The organism is Escherichia sp. WS3227_2 (assembly GCF_046486495.1).
Lineage (GTDB): Bacteria > Pseudomonadota > Gammaproteobacteria > Enterobacterales > Enterobacteriaceae > Escherichia > Escherichia coli.
In genome coordinates this window covers 1-19759 of sequence record NZ_JBJQLG010000009.1, presented here as the reverse complement: position 1 = coordinate 19759, position 19759 = coordinate 1, and the positions used below count along the sequence as shown (strand labels likewise).

The 19759-nt window shown below is 48.1% G+C and carries 25 protein-coding genes; 14 read left to right on the top strand and 11 right to left on the bottom strand.

Annotation, left to right across the window (positions count from 1 at the left end; translation table 11 throughout):
• The first annotated feature begins 2 nt into the window (after positions 1–2).
• From fliO to rcsA, 5 genes are all read left to right on the top strand, one after another.
• Complete coding sequence (gene fliO, locus ACJHXB_RS13940; protein WP_001302429.1) at positions 3–368, top strand: flagellar biosynthetic protein FliO; 366 nt, start codon at positions 3–5, stop codon at positions 366–368.
• Complete coding sequence (fliP, locus tag ACJHXB_RS13935; RefSeq protein ID WP_001253450.1) at positions 368–1105, top strand: flagellar type III secretion system pore protein FliP; 738 nt, start codon at positions 368–370, stop codon at positions 1103–1105. Before fliO ends, fliP begins: the two co-directional genes overlap by 1 nt.
• A gap of 9 nt (positions 1106–1114) precedes the next feature.
• A complete protein-coding gene (gene fliQ, locus ACJHXB_RS13930) occupies positions 1115–1384 on the top strand; it encodes a flagellar biosynthesis protein FliQ (protein ID WP_000187358.1) in 270 nt (89 codons plus the stop codon).
• Positions 1385–1391: 7 nt separating this feature from the next.
• Positions 1392–2177 carry a flagellar biosynthetic protein FliR gene (fliR, locus tag ACJHXB_RS13925; RefSeq protein ID WP_000942314.1) on the top strand — a complete coding sequence of 262 codons (786 nt, stop codon included), beginning with the start codon at positions 1392–1394 and terminating at the stop codon, positions 2175–2177.
• A 289-nt stretch (positions 2178–2466) separates the two neighbouring features.
• A complete protein-coding gene (rcsA, locus tag ACJHXB_RS13920) occupies positions 2467–3090 on the top strand; it encodes a transcriptional regulator RcsA (RefSeq protein WP_000104001.1) in 624 nt (207 codons plus the stop codon).
• Between the two features lie 43 nt (positions 3091–3133).
• Here rcsA and dsrB read toward each other — a convergent pair whose 3' ends face one another.
• Positions 3134–3322, bottom strand: coding sequence for a protein DsrB (gene dsrB / locus ACJHXB_RS13915; RefSeq protein ID WP_000867217.1), 189 nt, complete (start codon positions 3320–3322; stop codon positions 3134–3136).
• A gap of 162 nt (positions 3323–3484) precedes the next feature.
• Here dsrB and yodD point away from each other — a divergent pair, with 162 nt between their 5' ends.
• Positions 3485–3712: a peroxide/acid resistance protein YodD gene (yodD, locus tag ACJHXB_RS13910; RefSeq protein ID WP_000844800.1), complete on the top strand. Its 228-nt coding sequence runs from the start codon at positions 3485–3487 to the stop codon at positions 3710–3712.
• Positions 3713–4009: 297 nt separating this feature from the next.
• Positions 4010–4825, top strand: coding sequence for a mannosyl-3-phosphoglycerate phosphatase-related protein (locus ACJHXB_RS13905; protein ID WP_000949107.1), 816 nt, complete (start codon positions 4010–4012; stop codon positions 4823–4825).
• On the opposite strand, the gene dgcQ is transcribed toward ACJHXB_RS13905, so the two are convergent.
• From dgcQ to ACJHXB_RS13890, 3 genes are all read right to left on the bottom strand, one after another.
• Positions 4822–6516 carry a cellulose biosynthesis regulator diguanylate cyclase DgcQ gene (dgcQ, locus tag ACJHXB_RS13900; protein ID WP_001353855.1) on the bottom strand — a complete coding sequence of 565 codons (1695 nt, stop codon included), beginning with the start codon at positions 6514–6516 and terminating at the stop codon, positions 4822–4824. The two genes, ACJHXB_RS13905 and dgcQ, sit on opposite strands and share 4 nt — an antisense overlap.
• A gap of 170 nt (positions 6517–6686) precedes the next feature.
• Positions 6687–6869, bottom strand: coding sequence for a YodC family protein (locus tag ACJHXB_RS13895; RefSeq protein WP_000009306.1), 183 nt, complete (start codon positions 6867–6869; stop codon positions 6687–6689).
• Positions 6870–6947: 78 nt separating this feature from the next.
• The gene (locus ACJHXB_RS13890) at positions 6948–7865 is read right to left on the bottom strand and encodes a DUF808 domain-containing protein (RefSeq protein WP_000922683.1); all 918 of its coding nucleotides are present in this window, start codon (positions 7863–7865) and stop codon (positions 6948–6950) included.
• Between the two features lie 172 nt (positions 7866–8037).
• Here ACJHXB_RS13890 and yedA point away from each other — a divergent pair, with 172 nt between their 5' ends.
• Positions 8038–8958, top strand: coding sequence for a drug/metabolite exporter YedA (gene yedA / locus ACJHXB_RS13885; protein WP_001212226.1), 921 nt, complete (start codon positions 8038–8040; stop codon positions 8956–8958).
• Here yedA and vsr read toward each other — a convergent pair.
• From vsr to drpB, 4 genes are all read right to left on the bottom strand, one after another.
• On the bottom strand, positions 8947–9417 hold the full coding sequence (gene vsr, locus ACJHXB_RS13880; RefSeq protein WP_000785999.1) for a VSPR family DNA mismatch endonuclease: 471 nt from the start codon (positions 9415–9417) through the stop codon (positions 8947–8949). The two genes, yedA and vsr, sit on opposite strands and share 12 nt — an antisense overlap.
• Positions 9398–10816, bottom strand: a complete 1419-nt coding sequence (gene dcm / locus ACJHXB_RS13875) for a DNA-cytosine methyltransferase (protein WP_001157232.1) — start codon at positions 10814–10816, stop codon at positions 9398–9400. Before dcm ends, vsr begins: the two co-directional genes overlap by 20 nt.
• A 66-nt stretch (positions 10817–10882) precedes the next feature.
• On the bottom strand, positions 10883–11578 hold the full coding sequence (locus tag ACJHXB_RS13870) for a phosphohydrolase (protein ID WP_000365573.1): 696 nt from the start codon (positions 11576–11578) through the stop codon (positions 10883–10885).
• A 39-nt stretch (positions 11579–11617) separates the two neighbouring features.
• Positions 11618–11899: a cell division protein DrpB gene (gene drpB, locus ACJHXB_RS13865; RefSeq protein WP_001297704.1), complete on the bottom strand. Its 282-nt coding sequence runs from the start codon at positions 11897–11899 to the stop codon at positions 11618–11620.
• A gap of 649 nt (positions 11900–12548) precedes the next feature.
• Between drpB and ACJHXB_RS13860 the strand changes: the two genes are divergently transcribed.
• A complete protein-coding gene (locus ACJHXB_RS13860; RefSeq protein ID WP_000824361.1) occupies positions 12549–13622 on the top strand; it encodes a porin in 1074 nt (357 codons plus the stop codon).
• Positions 13623–13830: 208 nt separating this feature from the next.
• On the opposite strand, the gene ACJHXB_RS13855 is transcribed toward ACJHXB_RS13860, so the two are convergent.
• Entirely contained in the window at positions 13831–14067 is a 237-nt protein-coding gene (locus ACJHXB_RS13855) for a hypothetical protein (RefSeq protein ID WP_071528350.1), read from the bottom strand.
• 145 nt (positions 14068–14212) lie between these two features.
• Here ACJHXB_RS13855 and hchA point away from each other — a divergent pair, with 145 nt between their 5' ends.
• Entirely contained in the window at positions 14213–15064 is an 852-nt protein-coding gene (hchA, locus tag ACJHXB_RS13850) for a glyoxalase III HchA (protein ID WP_000218214.1), read from the top strand.
• Between the two features lie 106 nt (positions 15065–15170).
• Here hchA and hprS read toward each other — a convergent pair whose 3' ends face one another.
• Together hprS and hprR are read right to left on the bottom strand one after the other, a co-directional pair.
• The gene (gene hprS / locus ACJHXB_RS13845; RefSeq protein WP_000826793.1) at positions 15171–16529 is read right to left on the bottom strand and encodes a two-component system sensor histidine kinase HprS; all 1359 of its coding nucleotides are present in this window, start codon (positions 16527–16529) and stop codon (positions 15171–15173) included.
• Complete coding sequence (hprR, locus tag ACJHXB_RS13840) at positions 16529–17200, bottom strand: response regulator transcription factor HprR (protein ID WP_001339045.1); 672 nt, start codon at positions 17198–17200, stop codon at positions 16529–16531. The genes hprS and hprR overlap by 1 nt, the downstream gene beginning before the upstream one ends.
• A 132-nt stretch (positions 17201–17332) precedes the next feature.
• On the opposite strand from hprR, the gene hiuH reads away from it, so the two are divergent.
• The 4 genes from hiuH to ACJHXB_RS13820 all read left to right on the top strand — a co-directional run.
• Positions 17333–17746, top strand: a complete 414-nt coding sequence (gene hiuH / locus ACJHXB_RS13835) for a hydroxyisourate hydrolase (RefSeq protein ID WP_000920135.1) — start codon at positions 17333–17335, stop codon at positions 17744–17746.
• Positions 17747–17854: 108 nt separating this feature from the next.
• On the top strand, positions 17855–18859 hold the full coding sequence (msrP, locus tag ACJHXB_RS13830; protein WP_000740080.1) for a protein-methionine-sulfoxide reductase catalytic subunit MsrP: 1005 nt from the start codon (positions 17855–17857) through the stop codon (positions 18857–18859).
• Positions 18860–19495 (top strand): protein-methionine-sulfoxide reductase heme-binding subunit MsrQ, encoded by a 636-nt coding sequence (msrQ, locus tag ACJHXB_RS13825; RefSeq protein WP_001240089.1) that lies wholly within the window; start codon positions 18860–18862, stop codon positions 19493–19495.
• 102 nt (positions 19496–19597) lie between these two features.
• Positions 19598–19759: helix-turn-helix domain-containing protein (locus tag ACJHXB_RS13820; RefSeq protein ID WP_021535487.1), on the top strand; the 162-nt coding region annotated here is incomplete at its 3' end.

Sequence of the window (19759 nt, the reverse complement as noted above, 5' to 3'; positions counted from 1 at the left end):
TGATGAATAACCACGCTACTGTGCAATCTTCCGCGCCGGTTTCTGCTGCGCCACTGCTGCAGGTGAGCGGCGCACTCATCGCCATTATTGCCCTGATCCTCGCTGCTGCCTGGCTGGTAAAACGGCTGGGATTTGCCCCGAAACGCACTGGCGTTAACGGTCTGAAAATTAGCGCCAGTGCTTCGCTGGGCGCGCGTGAACGGGTCGTGGTGGTCGATGTGGAAGATGCACGGCTGGTGCTCGGCGTTACCGCTGGGCAAATCAATCTGCTGCATAAACTTCCCCCTTCAGCACCAACGGAAGAGATACCGCAGACCGATTTTCAGTCGGTCATGAAAAACTTGCTTAAGCGTAGCGGGAGATCCTGATGCGTCGTTTGTTGTCTGTCGCACCTGTCCTTCTCTGGCTGGTTACGCCCCTCGCCTTCGCGCAACTGCCGGGTATCACCAGCCAGCCGCTGCCTGGCGGTGGACAAAGCTGGTCGCTCCCGGTGCAGACGCTGGTGTTCATCACCTCGTTGACGTTTATTCCGGCAATTTTACTGATGATGACCAGTTTCACCCGCATCATCATTGTTTTTGGTTTATTGCGTAACGCGCTGGGAACGCCCTCCGCGCCACCTAACCAGGTATTGCTGGGGCTGGCACTGTTTTTGACCTTTTTTATTATGTCACCGGTGATCGACAAAATTTATGTCGATGCGTACCAGCCATTCAGCGAAGAGAAAATATCAATGCAGGAGGCGCTGGAAAAAGGGGCGCAGCCGCTACGTGAGTTTATGCTGCGTCAGACCCGTGAGGCAGATTTAGGGTTGTTTGCCAGACTGGCGAATACCGGCCCGTTGCAGGGACCTGAAGCCGTGCCGATGCGCATTTTGCTCCCGGCCTACGTGACCAGCGAGTTGAAAACCGCATTTCAGATAGGCTTCACGATCTTCATTCCGTTTTTGATTATTGACCTGGTGATTGCCAGCGTGTTGATGGCATTGGGGATGATGATGGTCCCCCCCGCCACCATTGCTCTGCCCTTTAAACTGATGCTATTTGTACTGGTGGATGGCTGGCAATTGCTGGTCGGTTCGCTGGCGCAGAGCTTTTACAGCTAGAGAGGCAAAATGACACCTGAATCGGTCATGATGATGGGGACTGAAGCGATGAAAGTCGCGCTGGCACTGGCTGCCCCGCTATTGCTGGTGGCGCTGGTCACGGGCCTTATCATCAGTATTTTGCAGGCCGCCACGCAGATTAACGAAATGACGCTGTCGTTTATTCCGAAAATCATCGCCGTATTTATCGCCATTATTATTGCCGGACCGTGGATGCTCAATCTGTTGCTGGATTACGTCCGCACCTTGTTCACTAACCTGCCGTATATCATCGGGTAGCCGTACTATGTTGCAGGTGACAAGCGATCAATGGCTTTCCTGGCTAAGCCTGTACTTCTGGCCGTTACTGCGCGTGCTGGCGCTGATCTCCACCGCGCCAATTCTGAGCGAACGCAGCGTGCCGAAACGGGTAAAACTGGGTCTGGCAATGATGATCACGTTCGCCATTGCCCCATCATTACCAGCCAACGATGTTCCTGTTTTTTCGTTCTTTGCTCTGTGGCTGGCCGTGCAGCAGATCCTGATCGGCATTGCGCTTGGTTTTACCATGCAATTTGCCTTTGCCGCTGTGCGAACCGCTGGCGAAATTATCGGTCTGCAAATGGGGCTGTCATTTGCGACATTTGTCGATCCGGCCAGCCATCTTAATATGCCCGTTTTAGCGCGTATAATGGATATGCTGGCGTTACTGCTGTTCCTGACATTTAACGGTCATTTATGGTTGATTTCACTGCTGGTCGATACCTTTCACACCCTGCCGATTGGTGGCGAACCGTTGAACAGCAATGCGTTTCTGGCACTCACCAAAGCAGGGAGTTTGATTTTCCTTAACGGGCTGATGCTGGCGTTACCGCTCATTACTCTGCTGCTGACACTGAATCTGGCATTAGGTTTACTGAATCGTATGGCCCCGCAATTATCCATTTTTGTTATTGGATTTCCATTAACTCTGACTGTCGGTATCTCTTTAATGGCGGCATTAATGCCGTTAATTGCGCCTTTTTGCGAACATTTATTCAGTGAGATGTTTAATTTGCTGGCTGATATTATTAGTGAATTGCCATTAATATAATTCCGTAACGTTTATCATGTTATCCTAAGGATTATCCGAAAAATAATACCTACGAACATCTTCCAGGATACTCCTGCGGCGAAATATTTGTTTTAAGCTCACTCACATATCGCAACATTTACTTTACTTTAAGACAATTCCAGGCAAATTATACAACACTTTACGGGATAGTAAGTCCGCCTGAAAAATCGCGAGAGTGGCGCATTAGGTGACCCATGTTGTTCCGTTTAGTCATGATGAAATATTCAGGTAAGGGGAATTATCGTTACGCATTGAGTGAGGGTATGCCATGTCAACGATTATTATGGATTTATGTAGTTACACCCGACTAGGTTTAACCGGGTATCTGTTGAGTAGAGGGGTTAAAAAAAGAGAAATCAACGACATTGAAACCGTTGATGACCTTGCCATAGCTTGTGATTCACAGCGCCCTTCAGTGGTGTTTATTAATGAGGACTGTTTCATCCACGATGCTTCTAACAGTCAGCGTATCAAGCTCATCATTAATCAACATCCCAATACGTTATTTATCGTTTTTATGGCAATAGCCAATGTTCATTTTGATGAATATCTATTGGTCAGAAAAAATTTATTGATCAGTTCTAAATCGATTAAACCGGAATCTCTCGACGATATCCTTGGCGATATTCTGAAAAAAGAGACAACGATAACCTCGTTTTTAAATATGCCGACGTTATCATTGAGCCGAACCGAATCGAGTATGTTGCGAATGTGGATGGCAGGTCAGGGAACCATTCAAATCTCCGACCAAATGAATATCAAAGCCAAGACCGTTTCATCGCATAAAGGTAATATTAAACGTAAGATCAAAACGCATAATAAACAGGTTATCTACCATGTCGTCCGACTGACGGATAATGTGACTAATGGTATTTTTGTCAACATGCGCTAACACATTCTGACTGGTGGTTTCCCACCAGTCAGGCTGAATTAAATTACTCTGCTTTCTCCACAAAGATACCGTCCTGATGCCCTGCTTCATTAAAGAACCAGATGCCGAGCGGGTAGTCTTCCAGCGAAACCAGGTACATTGTGCCTTCACTAAACTCCTCAACTGCCAGTACCACGCCAGGACGACGCGGACCGCCATCCGTTTTGACTGTTACCCGATCATTCACCTTCATCGTTTTCCTCCTGTGGCTTTGTGCCAGTGTAGAACAATTTCGTTTTTCTGGCAGCGCCAGGCGCGCGCGAGTGCTGATTTTCTCGACGGTCTATACTTAAGAGATGCGAGGCGGACTTAACGACTGGCGGCAACAACAGAGTAATGGTTGCGAGGAAAGATGATGAAAACCGCAAAAGAGTACAGCGATACCGCAAAACGTGAGGTCAGCGTCGATGTCGATGCCCTGCTGGCGGCGATCAATGAAATTAGCGAAAGCGAAGTTCATCGCAGCCAGAACGATTCTGAACACGTTAGCGTCGATGGACGTGAATATCATACATGGCGTGAATTGGCGGATGCCTTCGAACTGGATATTCATGACTTCAGCGTCTCTGAAGTGAATCGTTGAATGCACAATAAAAAAATCCCGACCCTGAGGGGGTCGGGATGAAACTTGCTTAAGCAAGAAGCACTTAAAAAATTCGTTACACCAGGAAATCTGATGTGTTCATCACCTTATCCGCAATTTTTTTCGCTGACAAGAAAATATTCGTGATATGAATGATTAACGCTACTTATGAATAGAAATGTGACGCGCGTCACCCCTTGGTGGCTCTGGCGTCAACGGGATCGCTCCCGAAAAAATCATCTTTGATAATTTGTGCTGTTTTAAGAATCATCCTGGTAAGGGGAGTACTGCGCAACCATGCTTTCAATTCAACAACCACTACTGGTTTTTAGCGATCTTGATGGCACCCTGCTGGACAGTCATAGTTATGACTGGCAACCAGCAGCCCCCTGGCTCAGCCGTTTACGCGAAGCGAATGTTCCCGTCATTCTCTGTAGCAGTAAGACATCAGCGGAAATGCTGTACTTGCAAAAAACGTTGGGGCTACAAGGTTTACCGCTGATTGCCGAAAATGGCGCAGTGATCCAGCTTGCTGAGCAATGGCAGGATATAGACGGTTTTCCACGCATCATCTCAGGTATTAGCCATGGCGAAATCAGCCAGGTTTTAAATACGCTACGCGAGAAAGAACATTTTAAATTCACAACTTTTGATGATGTCGACGATGCAACCATCGCCGAATGGACGGGATTAAGCCGTAGCCAGGCGGCGCTGACGCAGCTACATGAGGCGTCGGTAACGCTAATCTGGCGCGACAGTGACGAGCGTATGGCACAATTTACCGCTCGTCTGAACGAACTGGGCTTGCAGTTTATGCAGGGTGCGCGCTTCTGGCACGTCCTGGATGCCTCTGCCGGAAAAGATCAGGCTGCCAACTGGATTATCGCGACCTATCAACAATTGTCAGGCAAACGCCCAACCACACTTGGCCTGGGCGATGGGCCAAACGATGCGCCCTTACTGGAGGTAATGGATTACGCGGTGATTGTGAAAGGGTTAAACCGTGAAGGGGTGCATCTGCATGATGAGGATCCAGCCCGCGTCTGGCGAACGCAGCGTGAAGGACCGGAAGGCTGGCGTGAAGGGCTGGACCATTTTTTCTCCGCCCATTAAGCGTTATCGCTCGCGAATACCCGATTGCGCCCGGCCTGTTTAGCGAGATAAAGTCGACGGTCGGCCAGTGACTGGAGTTGTTCAAAATCATAATCACCGGTTTCCTCGCTGCTGCTTACCCCCAGCGAGGCACTGATGCGTATCGTCGTACTCTTGGCGATCAACATCTCTTTTTCATTTAGCTTCAGGCGAATACGTTCTGCAACCTCCGCAGCCTGCGTCAGGCTCGCGCCTGGCAGAATCACACAAAACTCCTCACCACCGACCCGCCCGGCAACGTCCTGCGCACGCAAGGAACTGCTAATTAATCCGGCAGCATGAGAAAGAACACGGTCGCCCGCCTGATGACCAAAGCGGTCATTAATCGCTTTAAAATGGTCAAGGTCGACCTGAATGACAGAAAAAGGATGTTGGTGCGTCTGACACAATTTAGCGAGCGGACGGGCTTTTTCGAACAGTGCGCCACGGTTATATAAACGCGTTAAGGTGTCGTGCCACGCCTGCCACTGCAACGAGCTTTGCAAAACATACATGTTGCTGACCATCCGGCGAATCACATACCAGGAGATGAGTAACATGGTGGTAAAGAGCGCCCACAGCAGGGTTAATGCAATGCTGATACTGCCGAAATCACCACGCACGCCTTCGCTTAGCGTATGGACGCGCACCAGCACACCGTCGAAATGGTCCAGACGTTCCCAGCTAACATAACGACTGTTCATACGAATGCCGCCCCGCGTGTCATGTTCCATTGCCTGCGCCAGCAAGGCCAGTTCACGAGGATCAAAAATATTCCCTGTTGGATGGTCAGGATTGGAAGAGGTCAAAAATCTCAGCTTACTGTCATAGAGCTGATACTCACCATCGAGGTTTTTATCGATGGCGTTTCTTAAAAATTGCTGCATGGTACGCACGGGAATACTCATCCCCAGCACGCCATACCAGTAGTTATTACTGTCTACCGGAACACTGACGGTAACCTGCGGTTCAGTATTGCTGGCGTGTTCCGGTTGCGAAGTGAACCAGCGTACCGCGCGGTGACGATTTTCTCGTTGCGAATGGCCGATAAACCAGGGTTGGGTGACATAGCCGTAATAACGCGTTGGTACATTGCGCGTAAACAAGGTCGGCTGCGTCGAAACGTAAAATCCGGCACGCGAGACATACATCGCCTGTTCAACCATCGACGAGGAGTTGTGTGCCAGTCGCAGCAAGTAACCAACTTCCAGTGCAGCGGTAATTTCATTGTCGAGGCTTTCATTTTCGCGAGACAGGAGATTCCCCTCGCTGACTAATGCATCCGACACGCCATTGACTGGCAGGGTGCGTCGTCGGTTGAGTTCGATTTGCCAGGCGTGCTCGTCGCGATGCTGTTCGAACTCGGTTACGGCATTACGCAGAGAGGTGAAATCCAGTGGCGCTACGAGAGCTTCGCGCATGCCATTACGCAAAAAGATCAGTTTGTCGACGTTATACTGCAAATGCTTATCGAGCGCGTTGGCTACGTTTTCCAGATGATTACGCTGGCTGGAGATATAGGCATCTTCCAGCACCACCACTTCACGCCAGGTCAGCAAGGTGGAAAAAAGCAATACCACGATAAAGCAGAGATTAACGACATGACCAGGCCCCAGGCGGCGTGCGAGTTTTTTCAACCAGCTCTGGTTTTCCATTTTTGTCTCGTGCTGCACCCTGACGACTCCCAACCTGCTTTTTTATGATTCTGGCATAACCCGGCGATAACGTACCGCAAAACAGCGATAATTTTATAATGGTGGCATGATAAGACGCGACTATCATTCATTGCAGGCATTGGCACACCAGGCCGGATGTGATCCGGCCTGGTGTTAATGATACCCTTTCAAACTTCTTCCGCAGGACGACTCCCCTCCCCTGGAACAAGCTCGGTTTCATGAAAAGCTTCCCGCTTGACCCCGTAACCGTCATACCAACGACACTCAACCATACCGCTGGAGTATCCGGTGACAATCATCCGCGGGCCGCCCTCTTTAACCGTAACTTCCTCACTAACCATAAAGCTCATACTCGCCTCCTTTTTTCGAGTGAAACTTGTTCACCTTAGTTGAAGATGGCGAATTTTGCATAATAGCCAGTGCGAGTATTAATGTGCCTGACCGCGCATTTTCGCTACTGCTTTCACTCCCAGCACCACGATGCCGCCGATGATAAATCCAAGAATCAGATTTAAAACAGTCGGTAATATCATCGCCACCACTGCACTTTGCTGCCCGGCGAAATGTTCAATGGCGTGATGCAACGGCGCAATACCATGTACCACAATCCCGCCGCCGACGAGGAACATCGCCAGCGTGCCGACAATCGATAACGCTTTCATCAACCAGGGCGCGATAATCAATAACCCTTTACCTAATGCCTGCATCAGCGCGCTGGATTTTTCCGCCAGCCAATACCCCAGGTCATCAATCTTAACGATAACCCCTACCAGACCGTAGACGCCTACGGTCACTACCAGCGCGATGCCTGAAAGCACCAGCACCTGATTAAGCAACGGCGCTTCTGCCACAATCCCCAGCGTGATGGCGACGATTTCCGCAGACAATATAAAATCGGTACGAATCGCCCCTTTTATTTTGTCCTTTTCAAACTTCAGCGGATCCTGCGCCGCCAGCTTCTCCAGACGCTGCTGACTCTGCGCCGGATCTTCTTTATGTTTACGCGCCTCCAGCATATGCAGCACTTTCTCTACCCCTTCAAAGCAGAGAAACGCGCCGCCAATCATCAACAGTGGCGTAATCGCCCACGGGATAAACGCACTGATGATCAGCGCCAGCGGCACCAGAATCACTTTATTGATCAGCGATCCTTTCGCCACGCCCCAGACCACGGGAAGTTCCCGGTTGGCGCGCACGCCTGAAACTTGTTGCGCATTGAGCGATAAGTCATCCCCTAATACACCGGCGGTTTTCTTCGCCGCCAGTTTGCCCATCACGGAAATATCGTCCAGCAGTGTGGCGATATCATCGAGCAAAGTCAGTAAACTACTCCCGGCCAAAAGCATTCCCTCTCATTTTTATTGTTGAAGGGTGTAAGTATGAAGCAAAAACGGCAGCTCTGATACTTGCTTCACAGGTCAACATTTTTTTAACAATCAAGTGCAATTATATCTCTCGCCAGCAGAATGATTTTCACGTTTACTATGAACCACCTTTTTATTTCCACCGTGAGGGATTATGCGTTTCCGCCAGTTGTTACCGCTTTTTGGCGCGTTGTTTGCGTTGTATATCATTTGGGGCTCAACCTATTTTGTCATTCGGATTGGCGTGGAAAGCTGGCCGCCGTTAATGATGGCGGGCGTGCGATTCCTGGCAGCCGGTATTTTATTGCTGGCATTTTTGCTACTGCGCGGACACAAACTCCCCCCGCTACGTCCGCTGCTCAATGCCGCACTGATTGGCCTGTTATTATTGGCTGTCGGTAATGGCATGGTGACGGTTGCCGAGCATCAAAATGTTCCTTCCGGCATCGCCGCCGTAGTGGTTGCAACCGTGCCCCTCTTTACCCTGTGCTTCAGCCGCCTGTTTGGCATTAAAACGCGCAAACTGGAATGGGTGGGTATCGCCATTGGGCTTGCCGGAATCATCATGCTCAATAGCGGTGGAAATTTAAGCGGCAATCCGTGGGGCGCGATTCTGATTTTAATCGGCTCGATTAGCTGGGCGTTTGGCTCGGTTTATGGCTCGCGCATTACCTTACCTGTAGGGATGATGGCGGGTGCGATTGAGATGCTGGCGGCAGGCGTGGTGTTAATGATTGCGTCGATGATTGCGGGTGAAAAACTGACGGCGCTCCCTTCCCTTTCAGGCTTCCTTGCGGTCGGCTATCTGGCGCTGTTTGGTTCGATTATCGCCATCAACGCTTATATGTATTTAATCCGTAATGTCAGTCCGGCTCTCGCCACCAGCTACGCCTACGTTAACCCGGTGGTCGCGGTCTTGCTGGGTACGGGACTGGGCGGAGAGACGCTGTCGAAGATTGAATGGCTGGCGCTCGGCGTGATTGTCTTCGCGGTGGTACTGGTCACGTTGGGAAAATATCTCTTCCCGGCCAAACCCGTAGTTGCGCCAGTTATTCAGGACGCATCAAGCGAGTAAATGAATCCCCTGCGTGTCGATCTGCGCGCTGGCACCTTCGCCGCAGATCCACTCTTCCAGACGCTCGCTAAGCGCTTCATCCGTCAGCTTCTCGCGCCCACGTAACGTACACTCCCAGACAATCAATACGCGCCAGCCGAGTGCCTGCAAGCGACTGATATCGCGGCGATCGCGTTCAACATTTTTACCTATCTTCTCCAGCCAGAACTCGGTTCGAGTCGCAGGCACTTTAAACAAATAGCAGTGATGATGGTGCCAGAAGCAGCCGTGGGTAAATATCACGCAGCGATATTCATCAACGACAAAATCCGGGCGTCCGGGCAGACTGGCGTCCTGAACGCGAAATGCCAGGCCCTGCCCGGTTAACAGACTGGCGAGGCGCTTCTCAATCGCCGTATCACGCGTGGCAATTGCGCGCATATTTTTGCTGCGTGTGGCCTTATCGTGAACGTCGGCCATGTTGTGCCTCTTGCTGACGCAACGCCATCGCCAGTTTGATTTTTGGCTCAAGCAGTTTTGCCACCGCGGCAAAGACCGGCACGACCACCGAGTTACCGAACTGGCGATAGGCCTGAGTGTCCGAAACCGGAATGCGGAATTTCGCTTCTCCCGGCGCTTCAAAACCCATTAAGCGCGCACATTCCCGAGGCGTTAACCGACGTGGGCGATGTTGCTGATTCAGCGGATCGTCAAAGTCTTTCTCACCCGTTGCCATATCCCAGCCGCGATCGATTAAAATTTCCGCGCCATCTTTGTAATAACGCGCAGACAACGTACGCGTGACGCTTTGCGGATTGTTCGGATAAACCATTCCATAACCGAAGCCATTACCACGCGCCTGATGTTTTTTCGCATAACGATAGAGGTACTTCCACAGCACCGGCGTCAGGATATATTTCGCCTCGACCATCGGGTCCAGCAGCTGGGCCAGCGTCACTCGCTGCGCAGGGAAACATTCGCTGATATCACGCAGAGTAAAATCGGCTTTAAGATTCAGATCGCGACGAAAACCCACCAGCACGATGCGTTCACGGTGCTGCGGCAGGAAATGTTTGCCATCGATGATTTTCGGATCGTCCGGCCCGTTATCGTCTGCGTCGGCCACGTCATAGCCCAGTTCGTCCAGCGTCTGCATGATGATGCGGAACGTTTTACCCTGGTCGTGGCTTTTCAGGTTTTTGACGTTTTCGAGCACAAAAATCGCCGGTCGACGCGCGTCGATAATACGCACCACATCAAAGAACAGCGTGCCCTGGGTATCACAGGCAAAACCGTGCGCCCGCCCGAGCGAGTTCTTTTTCGATACGCCAGCCAGCGAAAATGGCTGACAAGGAAAACCCGCCAGTAATACATCGTGTTCAGGAATGTGTTGACGAATATGTTCCGCCGCCGCCTCATCACTCACGCCTTCTTTATGGCTGAGGGTGATGTCGCGGATATCTTCATTAAAATGATGCGTCGCCGGATCGCAATAATGGTTGGCTTTATAAGTGCGTACCGCATGTTTGTTCCATTCGCTGGTAAACACGCACTGTCCGCCAATCGATTCAAAACCGCGACGGATGCCGCCAATTCCGGCAAATAGATCGATAAAGCGAAACGCATAATGCGGATGATGCGCCGGTGGTTTGGGTAACAACGTTTGCAGATGGGCGAACTCTTTCTCACTTAAACGGTGCCATGCCGAGTCATTCGCCAGCGCACGTTTTAAAATTGCCGCGCTCCAGTGATTCTCACCCACACCATTAAGCTGCGCCACCAGCGTTTTAACATCATAAATTTGCAGCAGTTTCTCCAGCATTGCCTGTGCGGCATTCCCGGTGCTGTATGAATCGGTTACTGATATATTTTCCTGCATAGATTTAACCGGCCATCTGAGATGGCCGACAGGTTAACATAATTACAGCCATTTAGGGCCACGCGCTCAGCCCGCGGGTGAAAACGCATCTATCACCTTGTGATCGACACCTTCATTCTCCCCCGCCAGTTCGGCACTGAGCTTCGCCATAAACTCGACTAAAAATTGCGCGTTGTGCTGCGCCAGCTGCTTGCCTCTTGCGGTTTGCATGGTTTGCGGTAGCTTCAGCAACTTAGTCTGGAAATGATCCAGCGCGTAGCGTTTATCATCAAACGGGCGATGCTGTGCGAACGGATCTTCGCCATCAAACAGCGCCACGCCCAATGCCCCTGAAACGGCAAACACGCGCGCCAGGCCAATCGCCCCCAAGGCTTCCAGCCGATCCGCATCCTGGACGATTTTAGCTTCCGTTGTTAAGGGGGCGATTTGCGCGCTGAAACTGTGAGCGGCAATGGCATGACAAACGGCCTCGATTTTCTCCGCCGGAAATTGCACGAATTCTTCACGCAGCAGGCGACGCGTCTCTTCTGCCGCCAGGATTGAAGAACGCTGCCGTTGTGGATGATTTTTCGCCAGGCTCACAATATCGTGAAAATAACAAGCGGTTAAAATCACCAACATATCGACATCGTCATCTGCCGCCAGCTTCTGTGCCGTAGCCCAGACGCGGCGAAAATGACACACGTCATGGGCCGCGTCCTGGTGCTGATGATGGTTTTTCAACCAGTTTTCGAACTGTGCCTGCCAGTGTTGTAAGTCCATACGCGCTCCGTTGCCAAAGAGTCGCAACCTTAGCAGTTTTTATTCATAGCGTCTGCTACGTGCGGGACGAGGTCGGGTGTACCAGGCAATGCTGCCTAACAATGCCCCGACCAGAGCCATAAATAAAAATCCGACCAGTGCCCCTAACCACTTTCCCGCGGTAGAGCCTAAATCGCTTTCAAATCCCGACACCGGGGCATCAGGGATCCGGCTCATCACCCAGATGTAACGCGCCATTGCCCAGACGAAATAGCCACACCATGTATAGAAAGCCCACAAAGCCAGTTTGCCACCAGGACTGCGAGAGAGTCTCTCTTCCATCTTTGTCGAACCGTATTCCATTTTGAGATAACCCGGAAAATTCAGACTTAGTACTATTATGTGATAAAAGTCACATTTTTCCACATTGGATGAGCCAGTCAAGACTCAATCATTTTTTGAACAAATAGATAACTTTTGCGCAATGGCAGTGAATACAGGAAAAATCGTTTTGAGCGATTTTATTTATCTTTGATATCGGCTTTATTAATTCATTCAATCAATATATTAGCACTGATTACAATTATACCTTTTTATTTTTCTGTGTCATGATGCCTCCGTTATTAGCCTTTTATCGTCTTGTTTATATTTTTTGGGCCGGAATGATGCCGGCTTTTTTTATGCCTTCATTAATGTGCGCGTGATCACACCAGCCGTTTGGCGCAACAATCATTGATACCCCCTATGTTTCCGCTCAACTCATAACATATTGATATACATTTATAATTTTCATGAATATTTATATTTAGAATTCATAATTCTGAATCATATTAAATAGATTAGAAACATTTTGAAATCTTTTAAATACATTTGTTACATGTAATCTTTAAAATAAAATGAACTTCATAGAATAGTATCCAAATGTGCTTTTTTTTGGATAACGGCACTTATTGATATATTCATGAAGATTATAATCACAAGGGAATACATAATGAAAAGAAAAGTTCTGGCAATGCTGGTCCCGGCGTTATTAGTTGCTGGCGCAGCAAATGCGGCTGAAATTTATAATAAAGATGGCAATAAAGTTGATTTCTACGGCAAGATGGTTGGCGAACGCATCTGGTCAAATACTGATGATAATAACAGCGAAAACGAAGATACCTCCTATGCTCGTTTCGGTGTTAAAGGTGAAACCCAAATCACCAGCGAACTGACTGGTTTTGGTCAGTTTGAATACAACCTCGACGCCAGCAAGCCCGAAGGCTCTAATCAGGAAAAAACCCGTTTAACCTTCGCAGGTTTGAAATATAACGAGTTAGGATCTTTCGACTATGGTCGTAACTACGGTGTTGCTTATGATGCCGCAGCTTATACCGATATGTTAGTTGAATGGGGTGGTGATTCCTGGGCTTCCGCTGACAACTTCATGAACGGTCGTACCAACGGTGTTGCAACCTACCGTAACTCTGATTTCTTTGGTCTGGTTGATGGTCTGAATTTTGCTGTGCAATATCAAGGTAAGAACAGCAATCGTGGCGTTACTAAACAAAACGGTGATGGCTATGCGTTGTCTGTAGACTACAACATCGAAGGTTTTGGTTTTGTAGGTGCATATAGCAAATCTGATCGTACTAATGAACAAGCTGGTGACGGCTACGGTGATAACGCTGAAGTGTGGTCATTAGCAGCCAAGTATGATGCAAATAATATCTATGCAGCAATGATGTACGGTGAAACCCGCAACATGACCGTTTTGGCTAATGATCATTTTGCAAATAAAACCCAAAACTTTGAAGCTGTTGTACAGTATCAGTTCGACTTCGGTTTACGTCCGTCTTTAGGCTACGTATATTCCAAAGGCAAAGATCTTTATGCTCGTGATGGACATAAAGGTGTTGATGCTGACCGCGTAAATTATATCGAAGTTGGTACCTGGTACTACTTCAATAAGAACATGAACGTCTACACAGCATACAAATTTAACCTGCTGGATAAAGACGATGCAGCGATTACCGATGCCGCAACTGATGACCAGTTTGCAGTTGGTATCGTCTACCAGTTCTAATCAGCCAACGCGCCGCGGCGTGTTACTGTAAAACTTAACAATAGCCTGAGTTCGTCCCTCATCGAACTCAGGCTTTTTTATTGGCATTTCATCTCCATCTGCGGCACACGCATTTGCCAAAGCATATCGATACAGCACATTACCCCGCCCCTCCTGGCTCAATAAAATCTACCAGCGTCTCTTCCAGCCAACACCCAAATGCATTTCTTTATGAATTAATCTGCAACAAAACCGCCCCCCATATAGAAATATTTGCAAAAATAGTGCATGAAAAAAGCTTTTTCTCTGCCAATCCGGGATATAAATATTCATCAGCACCACGATATTCCACAGCACTAAATCTCTCCCCGCCGCCCCGTACCTCTGATAATGGTCTAAAATCATTGAGGCCACTTGCGACGACGTAGCTCAATAAGGAAAATTTGGCGTGAATAATATTCAACACCAGTGCAGCATCATCATTACATACTTACACCCACGACTACCGCTTTCGATATATTGACTCAATTTTCCAGCCTGGTTAAAAATAGCGACCAGCTCAGTCGCAAATATAGTGACTACCCTAACTAAGCAACAATAAGGAATACACTATGACTGTTCAAACAAGTAAAAATCCGCAGGTCGATATTGCTGAAGATAATGCATTCTTCCCTTCAGAATATTCGCTTAGCCAATATACCAGTCCTGTCTCTGATCTTGATGGCGTGGACTATCCAAAACCGTATCGCGGTAAACATAAAATTCTGGTGATCGCCGCGGACGAACGTTATTTGCCGACCGATAACGGAAAACTGTTCTCGACCGGTAACCATCCGATTGAAACATTGCTGCCGTTGTATCATCTCCACGCTGCAGGTTTCGAATTCGAAGTGGCGACCATTTCCGGTCTGATGACCAAGTTTGAATACTGGGCTATGCCGCACAAAGATGAAAAAGTAATGCCATTCTTTGAGCAGCATAAATCTTTGTTCCGCAATCCGAAGAAACTCGCGGATGTTGTCGCCAGCCTCAACGCTGACAGCGAATATGCAGCAATCTTTGTTCCTGGTGGTCATGGCGCACTTATTGGTTTACCAGAAAGCCAGGACGTGGCTGCCGCTTTACAGTGGGCAATCAAAAATGACCGTTTTGTTATCTCCCTTTGCCACGGCCCGGCGGCATTTCTGGCGCTTCGCCACGGCGATAACCCACTGAATGGTTATTCCATTTGCGCATTCCCAGACGCCGCAGACAAACAAACGCCAGAGATAGGCTATATGCCGGGTCATCTCACCTGGTACTTCGGCGAAGAGCTGAAGAAAATGGGCATGAACATCATTAATGACGACATCACCGGGCGAGTACATAAGGACCGTAAAGTTCTCACCGGCGACAGTCCTTTCGCAGCGAATGCGTTGGGTAAACTGGCGGCGCAGGAAATGCTGGCAGCTTACGCGGGTTAATCCCTGTTACGTTTGAATGTAAGCACATAATCAATCGCAGCCGCGTTAGTACTCACGACGTGGCTGCGTTTTTCACGGTTAATTTATGGCGTACTGAAGCCCTATGTTAATTTCTTTGCGGTAACGTAATCCGGAACACATTATGCTTATTGAGATAGTGATACGTAGCACTTCCCCCATGCAATTCGGCAATCGCTTTGACTAAAGAAAGACCAAGTCCCTGACCTACGGAATGACGCGAATTATCTCCCCGCCAAAATCTACGGAAGAGTTTTTCAGGCTCATGAATTTTCGTTCCAGGACTGGCGATATCAATATTAAGAGAACCGTTGGTATCAAGAAAACTGGTTATCTGAATACGCGATTTTTCTGGCGAATATCGAATAGCGTTAACAATAAGATTCGATAACATTCGTTGTAGTAAAATTTTATCCGCAAAGATTTGCTGATTGCACTCGACCTTAAAGCAAATCTCTTTCTCGTCTGAAAGGTATTCAAGATAGTCCAACAAATTTTCGACTTCCTTATTGAGAGAAAGCGAATCCAGTTTCACCAAAACATTGTTTTTATCTGCCCTGGCAAGAAACAGTATGTTCTCTGTTAACCGCGAAATATTTTCCAGCTCTTCAATGTTTCCGGCAATTGTTTTTTGATATTCAGCGATACTTCTGGTTTGACTGAGCGTAACCTGATTCTGACCCAGTAATGCATTAATTGGCGTTCTAAGTTCATGAGCGAGATCGTCAGCAAATTGACTTAGGCGTTCAAAATCTTTGACTAAGGCTTGGTGCATTTTATTCAACGCCTGCCCAAGAGGTTTTAGTTCTCTCGGTAATGCGCTAACCTCAACAGGCTCCCGGTTATCGTTATAATTCAGCGCTTCCGTTACACCACTCAACTTTTTGATCTCTCGTAACCCCGTTCTGATTAACAACGGACTTAATACTGAGCAAAGTATAATGGCGACAATGCAAATTATAATGCTATTAATTTTATACTGTTCAAGCATGTTATGTCTGGCTGAAGCCAATTTAGCCACAGTAACCGTTAATGATGGCGAAACTTCATCAATATTAATTCGTAAAGCATCTATCTCTGTATCATTAATAATGCTTCTGTAAATGCCAGCTGCGCTGATTGTCTCAGTAGCAGGTATGTTATTTAACATGCCATCACTGACATTTGTCCGGTTAACAATTTTATTGATGCTATCACCATGAATGATCAAGATATCCTGACTAACATCCATCATCCGGTTAAAGTACACAGGTAACGTATCTGGATTTACCCCATCAATTAACAACTGCTTGATCTGCGCTGTCCGGTTAATGAGTGTTGTATCATCGCGCCATTTCAACTCACTTGCCAGGCCATTATAGAGAGTCCAGACAATTCCAGCGCCAGCAACAGACAGCAGCAATATAAAAAGCAAGGTTAAACGGACGGTTATAGATAATCTTTTCATTATTTTTTTACCGCTACGAATGAATAGCCCATCCCCCGGATTGTGGCGATTAGCTTTTCAGGAAAAGGATCATCAACTTTTGCGCGGAGCCTGCGAATGGCGACGTCCACCGTATTGGTATCACTATCAAAGTTGATTCCCCAAATTTCACTCGCAATAACCGTTCTGGGGATAATCTCGCCAGCTCTGGAGGCCAGTAGCCAAAGTAACTGAAACTCCTTGCGCGTCAGTGTAATACTGATATTGTCCCTGCTCACACTTTGACTAACAGAGTCCATTCTTAAGCCACTGATTTCTAATGTTGAATTCAAAGCGTGATGTTGCCTTAATTGTGCCCGAACCCTTGCCAGCAACTCAGAAAATGAAAAAGGTTTTACCAGATAATCATTTGCCCCACTGTCCAGCCCTCTGACTCTGTCATCGACAGAATCTCTTGCAGTAAGGCAAATAACAGGAGTTTGCTTTGCCGTTCTTAACGTTTGTAAGATCTGCCAGCCATCCATACCCGGAAGCATAATATCCAGAATGATCAATGCATAATCATCCTTAAGCGCAAGATAAAGCCCATCTCTGCCATCAGAAACGGCATCAATGACATAACCCGCTTCGGAAAGCCCCTGCGTTACCCACTCCTGGGTCCTTTGATTATCTTCAATAAGTAAAATCTTCATGAAAATAATATGCCATAAATCATATGTTATAGAAACAGCCTGGTTCATTACAAAATTGTAATGCTGCTGTAAGGTTACCCTGGACGTTTTTTCGCTATCCTCAAAACTCATTCACATGACAAGGATATAAACATGTTAAAGCGTTATTTAGTACTCTCCGTAGTAACGGCTGCATTTTCATTACCTTCTTTGGTCTATGCTGCGCAACAAAACATTCTTAGCGTGCACATTTTGAACCAGCAAACAGGAAAACCCGCTGCCGACGTGACAGTCACTCTTGAAAAGAAAGCGGACAACGGCTGGTTACAACTTAATACCGCCAAAACAGATAAGGATGGACGAATTAAGGCACTGTGGCCCGAGCAAACTGTAACTACGGGCGATTACCGTGTCGTATTTAAAACCGGGGACTATTTCAAGAAACAAAATCTTGAAAGTTTCTTCCCTGAGATCCCCGTTGAATTTCATATCAATAAAGTGAACGAGCATTATCATGTGCCTTTATTACTTAGCCAATATGGGTATTCAACCTATCGTGGCAGTTAATGCATAAATATGTAAAAGCAGATCTCTGCTACTGTTAGGGAGGACACTCCCTGACAGATTAACAGTAAACGGCTCTTGCTGGCTAACGACAAAAAAGTGCGATGGCTTATGAAAAAGAATCAATTTTTAAAAGAATCAGATGTTACGGCCGAGTCGGTATTCTTTATGAAGCGTCGGCAGGTGTTAAAAGCACTGGGCATCAGCGCGGCTGCACTTTCTTTGCCTCACGCTGCGCATGCCGATCTGCTTAGCTGGTTTAAAGGGAACGATCGCCCACCCGCCCCCGCCGGAAAAGCGCTGGAGTTCAGCAAGCCTGCCGCCTGGCAAAATAACCTGCCACTGACGCCAGCAGATAAAGTCTCCGGTTATAACAACTTCTATGAATTCGGGTTGGATAAAGCCGATCCCGCCGCTAATGCTGGTAGCCTGAAAACCGATCCATGGACACTGAAAATCAGCGGCGAAGTGGCAAAACCATTGACCCTCGATCACGATGATTTAACCCGTCGCTTCCCGCTGGAAGAGCGTATTTATCGTATGCGCTGCGTAGAAGCATGGTCGATGGTGGTGCCGTGGATTGGTTTTCCGCTGCACAAATTGCTGGCGCTTGCCGAACCCACCAGCAATGCGAAGTATGTCGCTTTCGAAACAATTTATGCACCGGAACAGATGCCAGGCCAGCAGGACCGCTTTATCGGCGGCGGGCTGAAATATCCTTATGTCGAAGGATTGCGTCTCGACGAAGCAATGCATCCGCTCACACTGATGACCGTGGGTGTTTATGGCAAGGCGTTACCGCCACAAAATGGCGCGCCGGTGCGACTGATTGTGCCGTGGAAATATGGCTTTAAAGGGATTAAATCGATCGTCAGTATTAAGCTGACCCGCGAGCGTCCGCCAACCACCTGGAATCTGGCAGCGCCTGACGAATACGGTTTTTACGCCAACGTTAATCCGCATGTTGATCACCCGCGCTGGTCACAGGCTACCGAACGATTTATTGGTTCAGGCGGCATCCTCGATGTACAGCGCCAGCCAACGCTACTGTTTAATGGTTACGCCGAGCAGGTGGCATCGCTGTATCGTGGCCTGGATTTGCGGGAGAATTTCTAAATGCGTCTGACAGCAAAACAGGTGACATGGCTGAAAGTTTGCCTGCATCTTGCCGGATTGTTGCCGTTTCTCTGGCTGGTCTGGGCGATCAATCACGGTGGACTGGGTGCCGATCCCGTGAAAGATATTCAGCATTTTACCGGTCGCACTGCACTGAAATTTTTGCTGGCGACCTTGTTAATCACACCTCTGGCACGCTACGCAAAACAGCCGTTATTGATACGCACTCGCCGCCTATTAGGCTTATGGTGCTTTGCCTGGGCGACACTGCATTTAACCAGTTACGCATTACTGGAGCTGGGCGTGAATAATCTGGCGTTATTAGGTAAGGAGTTAATTACCCGGCCTTATTTAACGTTAGGAATTATCAGCTGGGTTATTTTGCTTGCTTTAGCGTTTACTTCAACCCAGGCGATGCAGCGAAAACTCGGCAAGCACTGGCAACAGTTGCATAATTTCGTCTATCTTGTCGCGATCCTGGCCCCAATACATTATCTGTGGTCAGTGAAGATTATTTCACCGCAGCCACTCATCTACGCTGGGCTGGCGGTACTGCTTTTAGCCTTACGGTATAAGAAGTTGCTTTCCCTTTTCAACCGGTTACGCAAGCAGGTTCACAACAAATTATCTCTATAACTTGATATTGCCGACAAAGTACGCGTTATCCCTGCCGGATGCGGCGCGAGCTGAACTGCACCCCAAATGTTGGACATAATCTGACATCTGAAGGTGCAGTTTATGAAACATTCATTTGAAGTAAAACTTGCCGCTGTAAATCATTACCTGGCTGGTCATGCAGGCATCATTTCTACGGCAAAACTCTTTCAACTTTCTCACACCAGCCTCTCACACTGGATTAATCTTTTTCTTCTTCACGGTCCTCGGGCACTGGATTGCAGA

What these genes read in the sequence shown, in the direction of transcription:
- yodD (WP_000844800.1), top strand. Translation starts at nt 3,485, where the DNA reads ATGAAAACCGCAAAAGAGTACAGCGATACCGCAAAACGTGAGGTCAGC.
- rcsA (WP_000104001.1), top strand. Translation starts at nt 2,467, where the DNA reads ATGTCAACGATTATTATGGATTTATGTAGTTACACCCGACTAGGTTTA.
- ACJHXB_RS13870 (WP_000365573.1), bottom strand. Translation starts at nt 11,578, where the DNA reads ATGGACTTACAACACTGGCAGGCACAGTTCGAAAACTGGTTGAAAAAC.
- fliQ (WP_000187358.1), top strand. Translation starts at nt 1,115, where the DNA reads ATGACACCTGAATCGGTCATGATGATGGGGACTGAAGCGATGAAAGTC.
- msrQ (WP_001240089.1), top strand. Translation starts at nt 18,860, where the DNA reads ATGCGTCTGACAGCAAAACAGGTGACATGGCTGAAAGTTTGCCTGCAT.
- dsrB (WP_000867217.1), bottom strand. Translation starts at nt 3,322, where the DNA reads ATGAAGGTGAATGATCGGGTAACAGTCAAAACGGATGGCGGTCCGCGT.
- ACJHXB_RS13905 (WP_000949107.1), top strand. Translation starts at nt 4,010, where the DNA reads ATGCTTTCAATTCAACAACCACTACTGGTTTTTAGCGATCTTGATGGC.
- ACJHXB_RS13895 (WP_000009306.1), bottom strand. Translation starts at nt 6,869, where the DNA reads ATGAGCTTTATGGTTAGTGAGGAAGTTACGGTTAAAGAGGGCGGCCCG.
- ACJHXB_RS13890 (WP_000922683.1), bottom strand. Translation starts at nt 7,865, where the DNA reads ATGCTTTTGGCCGGGAGTAGTTTACTGACTTTGCTCGATGATATCGCC.
- fliO (WP_001302429.1), top strand. Translation starts at nt 3, where the DNA reads ATGAATAACCACGCTACTGTGCAATCTTCCGCGCCGGTTTCTGCTGCG.
- fliR (WP_000942314.1), top strand. Translation starts at nt 1,392, where the DNA reads ATGTTGCAGGTGACAAGCGATCAATGGCTTTCCTGGCTAAGCCTGTAC.
- vsr (WP_000785999.1), bottom strand. Translation starts at nt 9,417, where the DNA reads ATGGCCGACGTTCACGATAAGGCCACACGCAGCAAAAATATGCGCGCA.
- drpB (WP_001297704.1), bottom strand. Translation starts at nt 11,899, where the DNA reads ATGGAAGAGAGACTCTCTCGCAGTCCTGGTGGCAAACTGGCTTTGTGG.
- hiuH (WP_000920135.1), top strand. Translation starts at nt 17,333, where the DNA reads ATGTTAAAGCGTTATTTAGTACTCTCCGTAGTAACGGCTGCATTTTCA.
- hchA (WP_000218214.1), top strand. Translation starts at nt 14,213, where the DNA reads ATGACTGTTCAAACAAGTAAAAATCCGCAGGTCGATATTGCTGAAGAT.
- msrP (WP_000740080.1), top strand. Translation starts at nt 17,855, where the DNA reads ATGAAAAAGAATCAATTTTTAAAAGAATCAGATGTTACGGCCGAGTCG.
- dcm (WP_001157232.1), bottom strand. Translation starts at nt 10,816, where the DNA reads ATGCAGGAAAATATATCAGTAACCGATTCATACAGCACCGGGAATGCC.
- hprS (WP_000826793.1), bottom strand. Translation starts at nt 16,529, where the DNA reads ATGAAAAGATTATCTATAACCGTCCGTTTAACCTTGCTTTTTATATTG.
- hprR (WP_001339045.1), bottom strand. Translation starts at nt 17,200, where the DNA reads ATGAAGATTTTACTTATTGAAGATAATCAAAGGACCCAGGAGTGGGTA.
- yedA (WP_001212226.1), top strand. Translation starts at nt 8,038, where the DNA reads ATGCGTTTCCGCCAGTTGTTACCGCTTTTTGGCGCGTTGTTTGCGTTG.
- ACJHXB_RS13860 (WP_000824361.1), top strand. Translation starts at nt 12,549, where the DNA reads ATGAAAAGAAAAGTTCTGGCAATGCTGGTCCCGGCGTTATTAGTTGCT.
- fliP (WP_001253450.1), top strand. Translation starts at nt 368, where the DNA reads ATGCGTCGTTTGTTGTCTGTCGCACCTGTCCTTCTCTGGCTGGTTACG.